Here is an 18,495-nt window from a genome sequence, read left to right on the forward strand (position 1 = left end):
CCCCCTAAGTGCCCTCCACCGCTCGTATTTGCAACTTGTCGCTCTGATTAACGCTGGATCTCAGCCGCATCGGTTTTGCTCAGTCTCGATTCCTCTTCGTTGCAAGAGTGATCGCTGCCCGACTGGCCCGGCAGATGGAACCGATTTTGAGAGAAAAGGCCTGCTTGACGCCAACGGGCGCGAAACGAAGCTCGACTAGCAAACTCGATCAGGCTGGCTGAGCCGCCATTGTGTTTAAACCAAGCTCTAGACCGGTGGATCAGCCAACAAAAAAGGCCGGGGCGAAACCGCACCGACCTTCCTCACATCGCTACTCACACCAGTGCCAGTACATCCGTGGTCAAAAGCTGAAAAGCAATTGCGGCGATTGCGAGCGACAGATACCTTCCAGCGCTCATCAGCAATGCCGATGGCAGGGATATAGGCACTCCCCGCATGAAACGCAACCTCAATTTTTGGTTTTGTTCCCGAAACCTTATAAAAACGAAAATTGCAGGAATCACCTTGTATGCGGAGCCGCGCTCAGGCATGGTGGCTCCGTCAGCAGCCAATGTTACGGGCGCTGCTGCATCAGGGCTACCGGCCCTTGCCCCAAATGGAAGGAGGACCGAAATGTCTTCCGAACTTAGCTCTGTCTTGAAGTCAAAAGACCTCACGATGCTGCAAGGCGTCTTGGATGCGGCTGGATACTGTTCGGCCAGTAGCGTTGCTCATCCCGAACGATACAACGTCGCGGCGAAACTGCTCATCGAACGTTTCCGGCACGGGATGACCTCCGCCGACGACCTATCCAGGGAACTGGAAAGGCATTTTGGCACTGTGATTTCAGCAGTATCTCCGCCAAGCTTCGAGCGGACGCGCGCTGCCATTCAAGGACGCCCTCTCCAGTAGAAGATTCCAGGAACTGCAGGGCGGGCTCCCAAAGCCGTCGGCCGGTCATTGCCTTCTGCTCTTGGGCTATGCAACATCGAACCTGACGACTGTTCTCTCCGCCCCACGGTCCTTTCAGATTCTCCCTCAATTTCAATCGACGACCGTCGAGCTACTCGCGATCGAGAATTGCAGCCGCTGCGCCGAAGCGTTGCAAAATGCAAGGGGAATAGTGGTAGCGGAGGACCGTAGCGGCTCCTATCACCGACTGGATTCCTCGGGCCTTGTCGACTTCGGAAACTGGCAGATTGTTTTGCGGACTGCGATGTCTGAATATCGTCGTTCGGTCGCAACGCCGAGTGCAAACAACCAGATAGAGCCCCGTTAATGACAGGATGGAAGCAACGGGTAACAAGATTTCCGGGTCATGCAGGCGACGCCATCGACCTGCCCCTGAGTTAGCCACGTGCCGAAAATACTGGATGCGTGACGGCGCATCGCGGCGAAGAAAATCTTGCGGTCCATAGGATGATCAAGATCTGTCTGAAGGGGAGTGTTGCAGTTCCGCACTCGACTCGCCGCTGAAGCGATGCTTCAAGTAGTGAAGCCTAAAGTTGGGAGTTGGCGATGTACTACGAGTGGGACGAAGCGAAAGCGAGACGGCAGTATCTGGTCAAATTCGCCTCGGTCTGGCTAGCAGCGATTGCGCTGGCATTTCTTCCTGTGTGGTGGCTGGTACAGGAAACCACTTTCTAGCTCGTCACGGGGCGGGCCGGCGATATTGCCATCAATATTACAGCCAGAAACTTATTTTGAGACGACATCGCTCGTAGGTCCGGTAGGCTCCAAATTCATGTGGGGAGGAGCTAGGATGACATCGGAGGCTTATCAACATCAAGCCGACTGGCAAAGCATCGCCATGGTGCTCACAATGCCATTGGCCATTGCCATTGTTTCAATTGGATGCCAATTCTTTCTTTAAACCACGCGGCTACGCCGGCCGTGAAACAACCCGCAACTCAGCCAAAAAGCCGGGCACGATTGGCTGCGAGGCCGTGACCGGGTTGGACCTTGGCCAGTTCAGAAGAGATCTTAAAGCCTAGACGCGGCAGTGAAGAAGGCGTCGATTTGCCTATCAGCGAAACCCATCGCCTCAAAAGCCGGCCGCCATCATCGGTTCAGTCCGAACGAACGTGCCGCTACAACGGTTGGCGATGAACTCCCTTCGATTGTGTCTTGATTCAGGCGTCGACCTGGTCTCGCGGAGGCCCGCCTTCGAAACATAGTGTTCGGCAGTGTAGAGCTTGTGCGCCGCAAGCTCTTCTCGCGCCAGCGCTGCCACGGCGGAAGCAGTTGCTGCGGCGGCAGCGGCCTCAGTACGGGCCGCGGTTACCTTGCCATCGATCTTCCACCAAATACCCCAGTCCAGCCCGCCATGCTCGAACAGGCATGCCCCACAGGGGGATGCCGCAGGCCGTAGGCCGTGTCGAGCCCGCTGGGCTTGTCGTCACTGAGCGAAAGGTTCCGCGACTAATCGGGAGGAGCGGTCGCCGTAGGCGATCGGATCGAGACACGCGGCTCGATCCGAAGCGAGGGAGATTCGTCGTGGAAAGGAGCGAGGCTACCTGCCGGGACATTATCGCTACCGTTGGATGTCTTCCACTTACGCAACAACCTTTTGGTAACAAATATGCGATGTATTTGAAATAAATGGATAACTTGGTTTCAAAGTCGCGCTGGATATGACTTCATTCAATACAATTTCTCACGATCTCATCGATGCATGGTTGCAGGCCGATTCGATGGACGATCCTAAAAGCCTGTATGCCGGAGTTATCGCCAGGCTGAGCATCAAAATGGCACTATCCGTCGTGAAGACGGCTCAAGACAATCCTTATGATTGGCACTTTCACAGGGTGAAGGATTTCGGCTTCAAGAGCCGCCTGCTGGACAGGATGAGGGGGGAGTTCCCGGATTCCGCCCTGCGCGATCTCAACAGATCGTTCGTGGACGACGCGATCATTCCGACGTATTCGCGTGCCGTCGACTCGCGGCGGCCGACGGTCGATCTCGTCAAGACGAAGCTACTTGGTGTTCGCATAGGTTACGAACGCCTAATCCTGCCGCAGAGATGTGATGGGAAGCCGGCGTGGTGCATAAGTCTTGCCGAAGGGAGATTCTTCATACCTCCGATTCAGGAAGCAAAGACAGATATAACGGACGAAGGCATCATACAGCTTCTCATCGAAGGCCATCCTGCCAAGGAAATTGCGGAATTTCTGAATCTGTCACCGAGGACCATCGAGCACCGGATTGAGAAGATGAAGCTACGACTCGAGGCCAAGAACCTGGTGCATCTGGTGGCGAAGCTCGTCGCCACGCAGGTCGATCGACGAGGAGCCCTGTAGCAGCTATCTGACGGCTTTCTTGATAGGAAAGGCACGCTCCTGAAGTGCCTCTACAGACAGGCCGGTACTTGTCGATGCGATGCTATAAAACGCCTTCGTAATGTCCTTCGTCTTGAACGCAATCCCGTTTTTGCCACGGTCGCGATTGAAGCCCAGCGGATTGCCGAACCGGTCTACGATGATGTGGACACCGTAGAACATTTGGTCGAACTCCCGGCTTGAAGGATCGTAGAAGTTCGCGCCCTCGGTCGTATCCAGATTGCCGTCAAAATTAGCGATGAATATCTGCGTCACACCATACCTGTCCTGACCACGATCAGTAATGATCTCGCCGAACTTGCAAGTTCCCAGATACGGGATGCCCTGCAAAATGGACGAACGGATCGCCTTGCGCATCTTGTGGCCGGCAGGAAGCTTGGAGGTGAATAGATCACTGGCGTCGTTGCCAAGGATGGACAAGTTCTCCTTCGTCGCGGCAGCCACTTCGGCAATCGCCATCTCTGCCGTGATCCTTCTGAACTTCCGGCTCGATGTCGCCATCGGTTCCGGCTTGCTGTCCTCTCCGCGGAACCAGTTCGAGTACTTTGCCTGCGCGATCTGGGCGTCGGATGAGCTCGCAGCCACGGAGAGCGACATCCGGGCGATCTTGGTCACGTCATCGCCAAAGCGATTGCCATATTGAAGTTTGGAAATTGCGTTCATAGGTTCCTCGTCTGCTCGCAGTTTGATTTGATGAGCAACCTAGGATCGAATTCTTAATGCGGAAGCTGAGACGGATACGTAGATCTACCCTTTCTTACGGTTGCCAAGCGTTGGGCACCACTTCGGAAAAAATGAGCAGATCAGAGCGAAAAGTACAGCGCCCCTAGGGATGTCGCGGGAATTCGCGCATGCGATTTCGGGAAGGAGGCGGCCGCAGGAGGTCTAGCTAGCACCGCCGGTTCGGCGGAAACCGGGACCGACCGCCACCGAAATCGCATTCCGTTGACAACGTCAAAGGATTCGTGACCTTGCGAACCCTTGGACCGCCCTCGAAAGGCTGCGAGTCGGTACCAAGGCGGTACAACAACGAAGTCTGGGCAAAGTACCCGCTTTACAATAGGGCGCCTCAATGTCGGTCGAACGACCGTTTGACGTCATAAAACCCTTGACCGTTTCCTCGCAAAGCCGCCACTCGGTCATGACCGCTTCCGGCCGCCCTTTGCGGTCATGCCAGCTTCCTATAATCTCTGTTCTGCATCGGAGTAACGGAATTGAAGGATGGTCGGACAGTGACGACTGGCAAGATGGATCGCTGTCGGCAGCAGCAGACTTCGCAGCGCGGTGCGCGGAACTCTGCTCGCGACACCCTTCTTTCGAACAACCATTGACTGCCATCATCATCACCTTGATGGCGGAACTCTGGGATCGAAATTCTAGCCAGACTGAAATCCGTGATGCCTGTCAGGCTGCTGTAAATGATATGCCCCGCTATGCAACGGGGGACGAGCGGCGAAGCAGCATTTCTTCAAAACCATTTACGCCTTTCTGAAAAAAGGCAATGTTCGGTATTGGCGGCGCAAAGCTGCCGTAGGCGTCGTCGGCTTTTGGCGCCCCACGCGGAAGTTCGTGCCTCGGCTGTCATGCCCATTGCACACTCGGACGTAACGCGTGGCTGGAATCGGTCTTGGATCGCAACGATGCTACACGCCGCCATCAGCGGCAGCAGCCGTTCCTCCTGCCGCCGCGGCAAGGTATTCTTGTCGCCGATTGCAGCGAGTGTTAGCATTGAACGTGGCGGGATGTCCGGATAGCCGGATGGCGAAGTTGCGGCGACCGCGCCGTCACGGAAGCAGGAGCGCGCTATGCCCGTCGCCACGGCGTCAAGCCGCATGCGCGCCGCACGGGTTCGACCTCGAAGCACTTGTCGCGTTGTCTCTCATTGACTGGTCCTTCGGGCGAGGAGGTTGTCCATGTCTGCGCATTATTTGGACCATCCGTTACAACCGGGCGACCAAGCCCCGAACATCGTGCTGGATGCGATCTCACGCGAGGGGAAGATCGCACTTGATGAATTTCGCGGCCGTAGCCCGTTGTTGATAGGTTTGTTTCGAGGCCTGCTTTGTCCGTTCTGCCGACGCCATGTCGCGGCGATGGCACAGCTCGTCCCGGCCCTACACGAGAAAGGCGTCGACTCTCTAGCGGTGGTAAACACCCCGGTCGAACGCGCGCGACACTATTTCCGCTATCATCCGATACCCGGTCTTCATGCTGCATCCGACCCGGAGCGAGCTTCGCACCGCGCTTTCGGCTTACCCATCCTTGAGTTCACGCAGAATGAGACCAACTGGCCTTACAAGGTCGGAATGGATGTGGTCATGACAATGCGGGTTGATCTGCCGGGGGAGTTGCCCGAACCGATGGATCCGGCGGCCGCGGGCGACCTTCTCAGCAAGAAGGATGGGTACGAGATCACAGAAGCCGACCAGCAGATGAGCATACCCGGACAGATGCAGCTAGTCGGCCATTTCCTGCTCGATCGAGAAGGTGTGGTGCGCTGGAGCTTCACAGAAGTTGAAGAGGAAGGCCGAAATGTATGCCGGGTGCTCGATCCCGAAGAATTGATGTCGGTAGCTTCCCAAGTCGCACATTGACAGCGAAAAACTCGGTCGACGATCAGCGCGCCGGCCCGTTGACTCTGCCACGCGGACAATCGCCATACCGGACCATGCAGAACTCCGCGAAAAGCGCAAGACGCGGCACACATGTGTTCATGGGCGGTTCAGGCGCGATGGTTCTATGTAGTTAGCGAGGAGGAGTTTATGATGAAAAAGCTCTTATCCGCCCTCGCAGCTGTAGTCCTGGCTGCCTGTTTCGCCCTCCCGCTAAACGCCGCGCCGATGTTCGTGCCGAAAGTAGAACAAGTGCAGACCGGCATTGTCGTGCAGGTCAAAAACCGGCACCATGACCATTGGCGTTCGGATCGCTACTGGAACCGGCGGTACGCCTACCGTTCCTGCCGTTACTACGGCAACTGCTACTCTCGCCCATATGGATACCGCAGTTATCCGAGGTACTATGGCTATCCTCGCTACTATGGCGGCTACCCTGACTATTATGGCTACCACCGGCGGTCGGGAGTGACCCTCTATTTTGAATTCTAGCCGGTGGCATTCGCAGGTTAGGGAACGCGCAGCCACCACATAAGGGCGCACCACCACAAGGAAGACTTGGCCCGGTCGGCGCGTATGCCGGAGGGTTTTTCGTGTTGCATCCGTTGCAAGTAATAAACTGCAACAGGTTGAAAAGCCCGGAAATGGGCCGTTATGGCATGCAACACCGCAACACGGACCAGGCAGCCAACAATTACAAATTATGTAATAATTTCAGTTAGTTGACTGGTAGCGGAGGAGGGATTTGAACCCCCGACACAAGGATTATGATTCCTCTGCTCTGACCTACTGAGCTACTCCGCCACTGGTCAACGGTGCCATTCGCGATGCGGCGGCCCGTGGGATGAGCGGCTTATAAGGTGCGCTTCGGCTTTGTGTCAAGCGCATGATCGAGAAAATACCACAGGCTTTTTCAAGCTGCGACCGGGCTCGCTAGCAGGGCCTTCAGCGAGGCTTCCGCCGCCGGTTCGCGCTCGGAACGCTCGATGAAACCACCGCCGTAAACGCGGGCGTCGTCGCCAGGCGCCGAATAGAGTGCGCAGGCCTGGCCCGGCGCAACACCAGCCTCCCCGATCGCAAGGTCGACGTAGATGCCGCTCGCATCGGCATGCAGGACAGCGGGTGTCGGTGCCCGCGTCGAGCGGACCTTGGCAAAGCATGCGAAGCCTTCTCCCGCGGCAGCCTCGGCAAGCGGCTTGTCGCCGAGCCAGTTGACATCCCGCAGATAGACGCGGTGCGTCTCCAGCGCCTCCTTCGGCCCGACGATGACCCGGCGAGACCGGGCATCGAGGTAGACGACATAGAGCGGCTCGCCAGTGGCGATGCCGATGCCGCGGCGCTGGCCGATGGTGTAGTGCAGGATGCCTTCATGCTGGCCTAGCACGCGGCCGTCGAGATGGACGATCTCGCCTGCGAGCGCCGCATTCGGCTTCAGCTTGTTGATGATGTCGGAGTATTTGCCCTGCGGCACGAAACAGATGTCCTGGCTGTCAGCCTTTTTGGCGACGACAAGGCCCATCTCTTCGGCAAGCTTACGGGTTTCGGCCTTGGGTAGGCCGCCAAGCGGAAAGCGCAGGTAGTCGATCTGCTCCTGCGTCGTCGCAAACAGGAAGTAGCTTTGGTCGCGATCGGCATCGGCGGGACGATAAAGCGCGCGGCGACCGGGATTGCCAGGTGCCGGATTGGACCGCGAGCGAATGTAGTGGCCAGTTGCCAACGCGTCTGCACCAAGCTCCTTGGCCGTTGCCAGGAGATCCGCGAACTTGACGGTCTGATTGCAAGAAACGCAGGGGATTGGCGTCTCGCCGGCCACGTAGCTTTCCATGAAGGGATTGATCACAGTGTCGCGGAACCGCTTCTCGTAGTCCAGCACATAATGGGGAATACCAAGCGTCTCGCAAACACGACGGGCATCGTCGATATCCTGGCCGGCACAGCAGGAGCCGGCGCGGTGAACGGCCGCGCCATGATCATAGAGCTGCAGCGTGATGCCGAGCACGTCATAACCCTGGCGTTTGAGAATGCCTGCGACCACGGAGCTGTCAACGCCGCCCGACATGGCGACGACAACGCGGGTATCTTCCGGCTTCTTGTCAAAATCCAGTGTGTTCACGGGTTGGCTGCCAATTCCAAGCTTGTTGCGATCCGCCCGTCAGAGCCAGCGGATTTCGTGTGTCCGCGCGGGATCGGCCGCCGGACTTTCGTTGCCGAGGATATAGAAAGGATTGGGTTCCTGCGCAAGAGGCGAGGGATTTGCGGGCATCTCGGAGCAGATTTCAACCCTTACGCAATTGCTTTAAAGTAACCCGAACAGCCTCCAAGCCATCCCAGCCACCGCACATCCGAACAGTGTGGGAATAACCGACATCCTGAACCGGAAGATCGCAACAGCGGCGGCAATGCTGAGAACGAGCGATGGCAGGGCCAGCGACGACCACACGGGCAGCTCGATCCATATAGGACCGAACCGGTGGATGTGCGCCTCTGTGAACAGGAAATGCAGACCGAACCAGATCGCGAGGTTCAGAATAACGCCGACCACGGCAGCGGTGATGGCTGACATTGCGCTCGCTAGCGCCGCATTGCCCCTAAGCTTTTCAATGAAAGGCGCACCGAGAAAAATCCAGAGGAAGCACGGCACGAACGTCACCCAGGTCGTAAGCATCGCAGCCAGCGTAGCGGCTGTGATCGGGTCGAGGGTTCCTGGGTCGCGATAAGCGCCCATGAACCCCACGAACTGGAGAGCCATGATCAGTGGGCCTGGCGTCGTCTCGGCCATGCCGAGCCCGTCGAGCATCTCCGTCGGCCGCAGCCAGCCATAGTGCTGCACCGCTTCCTGCGCGACATAGGCGAGCACGGCGTATGCGCCACCGAAGGTCACCACGGCCATCTTGCTGAAAAAGACGCCGATCTGCGTGAACACATCATCTCCGCCGCGGAAGACATAGAGCAGCAGCAGCGGCCCGAGCCAAAGCGCAAGCATGACAGCCGAAATCTTCAGCGACCACACTAGGTTCGGCCGCGCATGGACCGGCGTTTCCTCGCCAAGCGCGGAGTCTGCGTCGGCAAGAACACGACCGGCCGTGGCCTTGTGGCCATTGCCTGCCTGGAAGAGCCTCGAGCCGGACTTGGCCCCCGCTAGACCTATGATCGCCGCGACCAGAATGATCAGCGGGAACGGGACATGAAGAACAAAGATCCCCAGGAAGGCCGCGGCCGCGATGGCGACCATGGCCGGGTTCCGGAGCGCCCTGCCCCCGATCCGAATGACGGCTTGCACGACGACGGCAAGCACGGCGGCCTTGAGGCCGAAGAACATGCCTTCGACGGCATCGACGTTTCCAAACACCACGTAGACGTAACTGAGGGCCAGGATGGACAGGAAGCCGGGCAAAACGAAAAGAATGCCGGCCACAAGCCCTCCGGCCGTCCTGTGCATAAGCCAGCCGATGTAGATGGCGAGTTGTTGCGCCTCGGGCCCAGGCAACAGCATGCAATAGTTGAGAGCGTGCAGAAAACGCTGTTCGCCGATCCACTTCTTTTCGTCGACAACGATCCTGTGCATGACGGCGATCTGCCCGGCCGGGCCGCCGAAACTGAGAGCCGCTACGCGCAACCAGACGCGAAACGCCTCGCCGAAGGAGATGCCGTGGCTCGTCCCGCCCGCCGTACCCTCGGCGGGCGTATCTGTGACAAGGTTGGCCATCTCAGCTTCCCTTCTTCGCGGAGGGCCAATTGTGGGTTTCCTCGGTCGCGTCCCGGCACCATCGGTAGAAAGCATCGTACAGGGTCATGCCTGCCTCCAATTGCTCGAGGTCGTCGGCAAACATCCGCGAGAGCCCGAGCGAAGCCGCCAGCAATCCCGCCGCTTCGGGCGCGAGATCAAGCCTTGAGGTATCTGCAGCCCTGACGATTGTAGCAAGCCTAAGGAGCGGCCCGGATTGAAGTGCGAATTCCTCCACCATGATATCGAACGAGCATCGATCGCCGCGATGGCTCCAGAAGACATCCTCGATGTCGAAGGGTGTTGCCCCGAAACGGTCGGCGACCATGAGCACGTCCGCGGCAGGAACGAACAGAAAGACAGCGGACGGATCCACGAAGCGGCGGATCAACCAGGGGCACGCTATACGGTCGATCTTCGGGCGGGCACGGGTGACCCAAACCGTCCGCCCCTTTGCCTCGCGAGGCGGCAGCTTATCCTCGGGCACGGCGAGGCCGCCTGCCTTGATCCATGCCTCGAACCCTCCCTCGAGCGTTTCGGCCTGCACGCCCATGACACGAAGATGCGCGGCTACGCCGTGGCTGAGCTTGGCGCCATGGTGGCAGACGATGACGGCCGGGCTGTGGATTTCAGCACCCCATTGGTCCACATCCTTGAATGGTTTGCGGATAGATCCGGGGATGAGACGAGGGTCGGCGGAAAAGTCCTCGTCATTGCGCACATCGATCAAAACCGGTGCACCCGGCGTGCCGATGAGGCGGTTCAGTTTATCGGTTGAGATTTCGGTGAATGACGGCATCGCGCGTCCTCCGTTTTAGCGGCTTCGTTGGACGCGACTCTTCGGCTGGCGCCTCGTGGGGTGATCGCGACCCCATGAACCATATGATCCACGGTGGATCGGGTATGTCAACACCTTCCACCGGTCTGCGCTGCCGGAAACAATTGAGATGTAGCGACTGAACACAACGATGCCGCAGCAGCCAAAGCTGAAGGGTCTTCAGGTCGCCGTCAGATTTCAAAAGCAGAACACCCATGGCGGGTTAGTTTGTGAAAGGTAGTTCGAATGGTCTACGTCGCCGGCGCAAGACCCGTGGCCCTGCGGGCGATCCCGAAAGGCGTCTGGGCTCTTGGCTTCGTCTCCCTTTTCATGGACATCTCCTCCGAGATGATCCACGCGCTGCTTCCGGTCTACATGGTTGCCGTCCTCGGTACCTCGGCATTTGCGGTCGGCCTGATCGAAGGCATTGCCGAGGCGACCGCCGCCATCACCAAGGTGTTTTCCGGAGCACTGAGTGATTGGCTTGGCAAGCGAAAGCTGCTTGTGGCCCTCGGCTACGGCATGGCTGCGTTGATAAAGCCTGTCTTTCCCTTGGCTCCCTCGCTTGGCTGGCTGATGGCAGCACGTTTCATAGACCGCGTCGGCAAGGGCATCAGGGGCGCGCCGCGCGACGCCCTGATCGCCGATATCAGTCCGAAGGAAATCCGTGGCGCAAGTTTCGGTCTGCGCCAATCGCTCGACACGGTCGGCGCATTCCTTGGGCCGGCGCTGGCTCTTGTTTTGATGTGGTGGACGGCCGACCACTATTCGACAGTCTTCTGGATCGCGGTCATCCCGGCGTTCTGCTCCGTCGCGATTATCCTCTTTGTCGTCAAGGAACCGCAGCGGACCGAGCAGCGCCGCGTTCGGGTGCCGTTCCACCGCTCGGAGCTGGTCAGGCTGCCTGCGATCTACTGGCTGGTCGTTGCCGTTTCGGCAGTATTTACGCTTGCGCGGTTCAGCGAGGCTTTCCTCATTCTCGACGCTCAACAGATGCGGCTTCCCGTCATGTTCGTGCCGGTCGTGCTGATCGTCATGAACACTGCCTATGGGCTGTCGGCCTATCCGGCAGGCGTCATGGCGGACCGCGTTGACCGGATGACTCTGCTGATTGTCGGCCTGGTGCTTCTCGTTCTCGCCGACCTCAGCCTGGCGCTTCTTCCTGGGTTGGCGGGGCTCGGGATCGGGGTGCTGCTATGGGGTCTCCACATGGGATTTACGCAAGGGTTGTTGGCCGCCCTCGTTGCGGATGCCGCACCCGCCGAACTGCGCGGAACCGCCTTCGGGATCTTCAACCTGATTGCGGGTATCGCGCTTCTCGCAGCCAGCGTGCTTGCCGGTGCCCTTTGGGATTGGGGCGGACACCAGATGACCTTCCTCGCTGGCGCGGCCTTCGCTTTGCTCGCCGGCCTTTCGCTGCTGCCGCTGAAAAAGCGCCTAAGGAGTGCTTCGTGAAGCCAGAGCTGGCGATCCGGCGCATTGGATAAATGGCGAACCATCGACTGCCGGTTATCCGGCCGGCGATCTTAAAGGAAAGCTTGCCCACGAAAATCGACAGGCAGAATGCGACCGGCAAGGCCGTGAAAAATGCCTTAAGCCCACTCGTGCAGCCATTCAGCTGTCCGCCCGAGCTTCACGAAACCGAACAGTCCAGTCATGCAGAAGGCCATCATGCTGACGATCAGCAGTTGAGCGATCAGCAGGGTCTTGGTATCGGCCATTGTCGTTCTCCACGCGGAGGCGGACTGCGCCAGAAGCGTTCTCTAAGGACACAGCACGACCTCTCAATAAGGTTAGGTGCCGCGGGTTCGCCTTTGGCAACGAGTTCCCGCTGGTGCGAGGTCCGGAATAACCAACCGGCCGATCATTTTTCGGCCCGCTCAGGTTATTGCGGCATGTCGGTTCTGTCATTCGACAGGGCCAAAGAAACAGCGAGCCGTCGCCTGACGCGCTCGCCCGCTTCGCAGCCCGATCCTAGTCGAACTTCTCAGTCGTATCTGCCTTCCCCTTCACCCAATAGCCGGACGCCTTGATCCAGTGCAGCGGATAGCCTCTTTCGGCGACCAGATACTCGCGGACGGCGCGCGTGACCGAAGCCTCCGCCGCGACCCAAACGAAGGTCCCGGGCTCGATGTCCATGTTGCGCAAGATCCTCAGCAGCGGCCCGGCGTCCGTCGCATCCGAAAGAGGACGGTCCGCCCAATGCAAATGCAGGTCCGCCTTGGTTTCGAAAATCTGTCTCTCTGCCGGACCGGCCACCGCAGCGATCGCGGTGATCACTGTACCTGTGTCGCATTCTTCGATGCGACGTCCCATCGCCGGCAAGGCAGTCTCATCGCCGATCAGCAGCCAGCGGGTCACGCTGGCGGAGACCACCGCTGAGCCGCGCGGCCCACCGATGGCCAGCGTATCGCCCGGGGATGCATCGATCGCCCATTGGGTCACCGGACCCGCCTCATGCAAGGCAAAGTCGATCGTCAATGTATGGGCATCGTTGTCGTACCGCCGAGGCGTGTAGTCGCGGCGCGCTTCGCCATCGGCCGCGGGAACGAAAATCTTCAGGTGATCGTCGGGCGCTAGGCTGACGAAGTCCGCGAGATCGTCACCCGTGAGGACGATGCGGCGCATGCCCGGCGTGATATCGGTGACTTCGGCGACCGTCAGGGTGCGACGACGCAGTTCATGGCGAACCCGTTCGATCTGTGGAGCCGGCAGGCTGCGAGTTGGGTTTTGATTGTTATCCATCGTGTCCTTCAGAGGCTCTTTACCTCGATCCGCAGGACACAGTCGCGCAGATCGAAGCCGCAGAGCCGTTCGATCATACGCGTTGAGTGACGTTAACGCTTACGTGACCGAGAGATGCTCGGCCATTGACGAACCCGATGTAATCGACATCTCAGGGCTGTGCAACAACCGCCGGCGGCAAATGTCGATTGTTGCGAAAGTTTAACTTTCACGCGGCCGTCAGCTAGTCAAGACTTCCCGGGCAACTGGCGGCGCGGGCCATTCAAGCCTGATCAGCCAGGCTTGGATCGGCAAAAAGCGTGCAGTCAGCAGCCTCTGTTATCGTCTCTTTGGCTTATCGATCCGGTATCCACCGTCAGTGATGGGCGTGACTGCACTGACCGTGATCGGCCAGAACCTCGATGACCCGGCACCGATCGACGCGACCATGACCGCAGCCTTCCACCATCAGTTCCAGTTCCGCCTTCAAGGCTATCAGGCTTCGGATTCTTTGCTCGACTTCGACAAGACGGGCCTTGGCGATCGCGTCCGCAGAAGCGCAGGACTGATGTGGATCGTCCTGCAGTGTCAGGAGCGCGCGGATCGCTTCCACCTCGAAACCAAGCTCGCGGGCATGACGGATGAAGGCGAGCCTGCGCAGATCTGCAGGCTCGTACGAGCGTTGATTGCCCTCGCTGCGGTTTGGCTCCGGCAGGAGGCCGATGCTTTCGTAGTAGCGGATCGTCGGAACCTTGACGCCGCTCTTCCGGGAAGCTTCGCCGATCGTGATCTTTTTCATGATTTTCCTCTTGCACCTCTAGCCGCTAGAGGATGTAGGAAGGATGCCTCTGTCTGACAAGGAAGCGGATCATGGGTGAAACGGTCGAGAAGCGTTACAGGGTTGGCGGCATGGATTGCGCCGGCTGCGCAGCCAAGATCGACACCGCCGTCCGGCGTATGCCAGGCGTCGAAGACGTTTCGGTCTCGGTGACGGCAGGAACGATGACGGTGCGCCACGATGGCAACAGCGACCTTGTCGCGATCGAAAGGAAAGTGACGAGCCTCGGCTATTCCGTCTTTCAGGTCGCCGGAAGGTCGCCAGCGGAAACACCAGCGGCAAATCATGCACACCAGCACCACGACCACACTGACCATGATCACGATCATGATCATGCTAACCACGATCACACAGGTCAGGAACATACCGAGGAAAAGGCGACGGACGCACTGGAGGGCCTCCACGGTCACGACGTCCCAATGGCTGGACCTTGGTGGCAAAGCAAGAAGGGCCGCCTGACAATCCTTTCCGGCGCAGCGCTCGTTGTCGCCTACCTCATTGGTCACCTCGTACCGGCAATTGCGGCCTATGCATTCATCGTGGCAATGCTCGTCGGGCTTGTTCCAATCGCTCGGCGCGCCGTCGTCGCCGCCTTCGCGGGCACACCCTTCTCGATCGAGATGCTGATGACGATCGCGGCGGTCGGCGCGGTGATCATCAATGCAGGTGAGGAAGCCGCGACAGTGGTCTTCCTGTTCCTGGTCGGCGAACTGCTGGAAGGCGTCGCCGCCGGCAAGGCGCGCGCGAGCATCCAGTCTCTGACGACATTGGTTCCGAAGCGTGCCTTCCTCGAAGAGGGTGGTGCGACCCGGGAAGTGCCGGCCGAGAGCCTCGCCGTCGGTTCGACCATTCTGGTTCGTCCGGGCGACCGCATCGCGGCTGATGGCACCATTCTCTCCGGCGAGAGTGCAATCGACGAAGCGCCGGTCACCGGCGAGAGTACGCCAGTGCGCAAAGGCGAAGGTGACATGGTTTTTGCCGGCACCGTCAACGGTGACGCAGCGCTTCGGGTAAAGGTGGCGGCGGCGGCGGCCGACAACACGATTGCACGCGTCGTCCGTCTCGTGGAGGAGGCGCAGGAATCCAAGGCGCCGACGGAGCGCTTCATCGATCGTTTCTCTCGCTATTACACGCCTGGCGTCGTCGTCGTTGCAGCCCTCATCGCCATCCTGCCACCGCTTCTTGCAGGCGGCGCCTGGGACGAGTGGATCTACAAGGGCCTCGCCATGTTGCTGATCGGTTGCCCCTGCGCCCTGGTGATTTCGACCCCGGCCGCAATTGCCGCCTCGCTTTCTTCGGGAGCGCGCCGTGGCCTGCTGCTGAAGGGTGGCGCGGTCCTCGAGACGCTTGGCAAAGTCACCGCCGTCGCTTTCGACAAAACAGGCACGCTGACGGAAGGCAAGCCTGAGGTGACTGATGTGGTTGCTTTCGGACTGGACGAAGCCGAAGTCCTCAAATATGCCGCCGCCCTTGAGACGGGGTCTAGCCATCCGCTGGCGCTGGCGATCCTGGCAAGGGCAACGGCCGCGGGGATCACGCTCCCCGCAACGACAGGCGCCAAGGCTCTAGGGGGCAAAGGCATTGCCGGGACGGTGGAGGGCCAGCCGGTGTTCTTCGGGTCTTCCAAGGCCGCGGGCGCGCGAATTCCTCTTTCGTCCGATCAGACGGCGCGCATCACGGCGCTCAACGACGATGGCAAAACGGTTTCGGTGCTCGTCGTCGGCGACACGCTGGCAGGAGCCATTGCCATGCGCGACGAACCACGTGACGACGCCAAGTCCGGCCTTGAGGAATTGACTGAGGCAGGCATCAAGATCGTCATGCTCACGGGCGATAACCGCCGCACCGCCAAGGCCATTGGCAAGCAGCTCGGCATCGAGGTGCGCGCCGAGCTGATGCCGGAGGACAAGCAGCGCATCGTGAACGAGCTGAAGCGTGATGGTTTGATCGTTGCCAAGGTCGGGGACGGTATCAACGACGCTCCGGCGCTTGCTACAGCCGATGTCGGTATCGCCATGGGTGGCGGCACCGATGTGGCGCTCGAAACTGCCGACGCTGCCATCCTGCATGGCCGCGTCAGCGATGTTGCGGCATTGATCGCGCTTTCCAAGCGCACCATGCGTAACATCGTCGAAAACATCACCATCGCGCTCGGCCTGAAGGCCGTGTTCCTGGTGACCACCATTGCTGGTATCACCGGCCTGTGGCCCGCGATCCTGGCCGACACCGGCGCCACGGTACTGGTCACCATTAATGCGCTGAGACTGCTGAAACCGGCCAAATAAGGATCGCCGGTCTCGCGCCCATCCACAGCGAGCGTCGGTCACGGAGACATCGGTCGTTCGTTCTACCGTTTCTCTCCGAGGTACTGAAACAGTGTCCGCCTCCAACGCTGGTCGTGGATTGCCTCGAGGACGGCAACGTCGATTGCCTTGCGATACGGGCGGCCGAGCGGCATGGCGAGCCCGTAGCTCTGCGGCTCGAAGTCGATGTCCAGGACTTGCACGATGCTGGAGAAATGTTGCTCCACTGTCCAGGCGAGAAGCGGCTTGTCGTACACGAAGGCATCGATCGATCCGGCATCGAGCGCCTTGAGCCCGTCTCCGACCTGGGCAAACGTGGAATGCTTGATGCGCTCGCCGTCCAGGAAGCCGATCGTTGCCGAGTTGGCGAGCGTCCCGACGCGCACGTTCGGCAGATCCTCCACGCCGTTGACCAGCCCGCGCATCTGCCTGGTCGTCAATGCGGACGTGACGCTGGCTGTAAAAACCGCGATCGTGATGATCGAAACCACCATCCAGATAATCGCGAGCGCCCTGCCCGCGATCGTGATCGGTCCGCGATGTCCGGTGCTGGCTTGCGTCATTGCCTCCGCGGACCACCAAATGCTCGCGCCCAATCCGCGTCCCACCGGTCCTCCGAAGTCGTCGTTATGGCGCCGCTCAAACAGCCATACCAGCGCGCCGACGAGCAGCGAGATGCCGATCAGCGCTCCCGCCGCCTGCAGGAAGCCCGCCGAGATCTTCGTCCGGATGATTTCGCGCCACACCGACACGCTGTTGACGGATACCGCGATCCCCAGGCCGGTATCGTAGAAAGGCTGGCTGAAATCCACGCTGCGTTCACGTTCGGCCGTGATCGTGATCGCCGCCACGGAAACATCGTAGTCGCCCCGCGTCGTCGCTTCGATGAGCTTCTGGACATCAGGTTCTTCGGAGAGACGAAATTGCAGTCCGAGCTTCTGTGCAACCTCGCGCCAGAGCTCGATAGAAATGCCGCTCCAATTGCCGTCAGCATCCTTCATCGCGAAGGGCGGTGCCTCCTTGGTACCGATAACAAGCTCTCGCTGAGGAAAGTCGTCCCTATTTGTTTGCTGCGGCATCTGGCCATAGACACTGCTTTCACCAACCGCAGCTGCGCCGAGCGCGGCAAGACCAATCAGCGCGCGCCCGACATAGCGGATCACGCCGGGCAGCCAATTGCGTCCGCTGCTCGCGTCAAACACTGCAAGGGAGACTGCCATCATACCCGTTCCACCAGCCTCCAACGTCCGAAAAGAACCGCCCGCAGGGGCCGGCCAGTCCGCCATGATCGCCGGCTGGCACCCCGGTTGGGCGGCGGTCCGAAGCGAGCCACGGAAGAGCGTAAATTGGAAGTACGTTACGGTAAAATTGCTCTTGGCTTGATGGCGTTGGTGTGCCTGCAAACCTCCTGCGCCGCTGACCCTCGGAATTTGCACGCGGCCCGGAACATTTTGCGCGCTAGGGAGTTAACGTTAAGAGGAGGAGTAACATGACGAATGACTTCAACAAACCAAACCCGATGAATACCTCAGCGTCCAAGAGCAAGACGCTATGGATTGTTTTAGCAGCCATTGTCGTTATCGTAGCTCTAGCAGCGACTTACTGGCCGAGAACGCAGAGCAGCTCGACCGCGACAGCTCCGAACGCACCGGCTCCGACCACTTCCGAGCCTGCTTCGCCGCCACCCGCAGCGACTACACCGGCAACACCGCCGGCCGCTAATCCGCCAGCAGCGAATGCGCCCGCTGACGCTCCGGCAACGCCTGCGGCTCCTGCCGCTCCTGCCGCTCCGGCTCCTGCCGCTCCGGCTCCTGCGAACCCGCAGTAATCGCGAGCCCGCTTGCTCAGGCGGGCTTTACTGCTTCCCCAGAATCGAGGCCGGCTGTTGGACTTAGTTCGCGCCGGCCTTGAGGACACGATGCGTGCTGGCATCGAGCGCATTGCCCGCCTCCCTGCCGTCCCTGGCAAGACCATTCGCCGTGTTTGCGCAGGACGAGAGGCCAATTAGCGATGCAAGCGCAATGGCGATAGCGACGGCTGACTTTGTCATGGAAGCTCCCGAATTGACCGTGAAAGAACGAAAGTCGCCCGCGTGACGGTGATCAACCTGGACGACCGAGAGGCAAAACGAGAAAACCCGGCGTAAGGTTCCCACGCCGG

General features: G+C 59.6%; 17 protein-coding genes and 1 tRNA gene. 7 read left to right on the forward strand and 11 right to left on the reverse strand.

The window, feature by feature from the left end; all coding sequences use genetic code 11:
* Window positions 1-314 precede the first annotated feature (314 nt).
* Window positions 315-530: a hypothetical protein gene (locus BSG20_RS36565; RefSeq protein ID WP_072378129.1), complete on the reverse strand. Its 216-nt coding sequence runs from the start codon at window positions 528-530 to the stop codon at window positions 315-317.
* An 82-nt stretch (window positions 531-612) separates the two neighbouring features.
* Between BSG20_RS36565 and BSG20_RS37025 the strand changes: the two genes are divergently transcribed.
* The 3 genes from BSG20_RS37025 to BSG20_RS20955 all read left to right on the forward strand — a co-directional run bounded on the left by BSG20_RS37025 (window position 613) and on the right by BSG20_RS20955 (window position 3,278).
* Window positions 613-891 carry a hypothetical protein gene (locus tag BSG20_RS37025; RefSeq protein WP_072378127.1) on the forward strand — a complete coding sequence of 93 codons (279 nt, stop codon included), beginning with the start codon at window positions 613-615 and terminating at the stop codon, window positions 889-891.
* A 606-nt stretch (window positions 892-1,497) separates the two neighbouring features.
* Window positions 1,498-1,626: a hypothetical protein gene (locus tag BSG20_RS38425; protein ID WP_007793444.1), complete on the forward strand. Its 129-nt coding sequence runs from the start codon at window positions 1,498-1,500 to the stop codon at window positions 1,624-1,626.
* 1,100 nt (window positions 1,627-2,726) lie between these two features.
* Window positions 2,727-3,278, forward strand: coding sequence for a LuxR C-terminal-related transcriptional regulator (locus BSG20_RS20955; RefSeq protein ID WP_083539957.1), 552 nt, complete (start codon window positions 2,727-2,729; stop codon window positions 3,276-3,278).
* Window positions 3,279-3,281: 3 nt separating this feature from the next.
* Here BSG20_RS20955 and BSG20_RS20960 read toward each other — a convergent pair whose 3' ends face one another.
* Window positions 3,282-3,980, reverse strand: a complete 699-nt coding sequence (locus BSG20_RS20960; RefSeq protein WP_072378121.1) for a hypothetical protein — start codon at window positions 3,978-3,980, stop codon at window positions 3,282-3,284.
* Between the two features lie 1,250 nt (window positions 3,981-5,230).
* Between BSG20_RS20960 and BSG20_RS20965 the strand changes: the two genes are divergently transcribed.
* Both BSG20_RS20965 and BSG20_RS20970 read left to right on the forward strand, forming a co-directional pair.
* Entirely contained in the window at window positions 5,231-5,911 is a 681-nt protein-coding gene (locus tag BSG20_RS20965; RefSeq protein ID WP_072378117.1) for a redoxin family protein, read from the forward strand.
* A 171-nt stretch (window positions 5,912-6,082) separates the two neighbouring features.
* Window positions 6,083-6,421 carry a hypothetical protein gene (locus BSG20_RS20970; RefSeq protein ID WP_072378179.1) on the forward strand — a complete coding sequence of 113 codons (339 nt, stop codon included), beginning with the start codon at window positions 6,083-6,085 and terminating at the stop codon, window positions 6,419-6,421.
* Window positions 6,422-6,656: 235 nt separating this feature from the next.
* Here BSG20_RS20970 and BSG20_RS20975 read toward each other — a convergent pair.
* The 4 genes from BSG20_RS20975 to BSG20_RS20990 form a co-directional block, all read right to left on the reverse strand.
* A tRNA-Met gene (locus BSG20_RS20975) sits at window positions 6,657-6,733 on the reverse strand.
* A gap of 109 nt (window positions 6,734-6,842) precedes the next feature.
* The gene (gene mnmA, locus BSG20_RS20980) at window positions 6,843-8,042 is read right to left on the reverse strand and encodes a tRNA 2-thiouridine(34) synthase MnmA (RefSeq protein WP_072378115.1); all 1,200 of its coding nucleotides are present in this window, start codon (window positions 8,040-8,042) and stop codon (window positions 6,843-6,845) included.
* 183 nt (window positions 8,043-8,225) lie between these two features.
* The gene (gene chrA, locus BSG20_RS20985; protein ID WP_072378113.1) at window positions 8,226-9,635 is read right to left on the reverse strand and encodes a chromate efflux transporter; all 1,410 of its coding nucleotides are present in this window, start codon (window positions 9,633-9,635) and stop codon (window positions 8,226-8,228) included.
* Window position 9,636: 1 nt separating this feature from the next.
* A complete protein-coding gene (locus BSG20_RS20990; RefSeq protein ID WP_072378111.1) occupies window positions 9,637-10,452 on the reverse strand; it encodes a chromate resistance protein ChrB domain-containing protein in 816 nt (271 codons plus the stop codon).
* 264 nt (window positions 10,453-10,716) lie between these two features.
* Between BSG20_RS20990 and BSG20_RS20995 the strand changes: the two genes are divergently transcribed.
* Entirely contained in the window at window positions 10,717-11,925 is a 1,209-nt protein-coding gene (locus BSG20_RS20995; RefSeq protein ID WP_072378109.1) for an MFS transporter, read from the forward strand.
* 137 nt (window positions 11,926-12,062) lie between these two features.
* Here BSG20_RS20995 and BSG20_RS38430 read toward each other — a convergent pair whose 3' ends face one another.
* From BSG20_RS38430 to BSG20_RS21010, 3 genes are all read right to left on the reverse strand, one after another.
* Window positions 12,063-12,191 (reverse strand): hypothetical protein, encoded by a 129-nt coding sequence (locus BSG20_RS38430; RefSeq protein WP_280142200.1) that lies wholly within the window; start codon window positions 12,189-12,191, stop codon window positions 12,063-12,065.
* Between the two features lie 253 nt (window positions 12,192-12,444).
* The gene (locus BSG20_RS21005; RefSeq protein ID WP_072378108.1) at window positions 12,445-13,215 is read right to left on the reverse strand and encodes a siderophore-interacting protein; all 771 of its coding nucleotides are present in this window, start codon (window positions 13,213-13,215) and stop codon (window positions 12,445-12,447) included.
* Window positions 13,216-13,570: 355 nt separating this feature from the next.
* Entirely contained in the window at window positions 13,571-13,993 is a 423-nt protein-coding gene (locus BSG20_RS21010; protein WP_072378107.1) for a MerR family transcriptional regulator, read from the reverse strand.
* Window positions 13,994-14,064: 71 nt separating this feature from the next.
* On the opposite strand from BSG20_RS21010, the gene BSG20_RS21015 reads away from it, so the two are divergent.
* Complete coding sequence (locus BSG20_RS21015) at window positions 14,065-16,317, forward strand: heavy metal translocating P-type ATPase (RefSeq protein ID WP_072378106.1); 2,253 nt, start codon at window positions 14,065-14,067, stop codon at window positions 16,315-16,317.
* 62 nt (window positions 16,318-16,379) lie between these two features.
* On the opposite strand, the gene BSG20_RS21020 is transcribed toward BSG20_RS21015, so the two are convergent.
* Both BSG20_RS21020 and BSG20_RS21025 read right to left on the reverse strand, forming a co-directional pair.
* Complete coding sequence (locus BSG20_RS21020) at window positions 16,380-17,558, reverse strand: transporter substrate-binding domain-containing protein (RefSeq protein WP_072378105.1); 1,179 nt, start codon at window positions 17,556-17,558, stop codon at window positions 16,380-16,382.
* A gap of 668 nt (window positions 17,559-18,226) precedes the next feature.
* The gene (locus tag BSG20_RS21025; RefSeq protein ID WP_072378177.1) at window positions 18,227-18,385 is read right to left on the reverse strand and encodes an entericidin; all 159 of its coding nucleotides are present in this window, start codon (window positions 18,383-18,385) and stop codon (window positions 18,227-18,229) included.
* Window positions 18,386-18,495 lie beyond the last annotated feature (110 nt).

Origin of the sequence: Rhizobium tibeticum, assembly GCF_900110205.1 — a bacterium.
In the GTDB taxonomy this organism is placed as follows: Bacteria; Pseudomonadota; Alphaproteobacteria; order Rhizobiales; family Rhizobiaceae; genus Rhizobium; species Rhizobium tibeticum.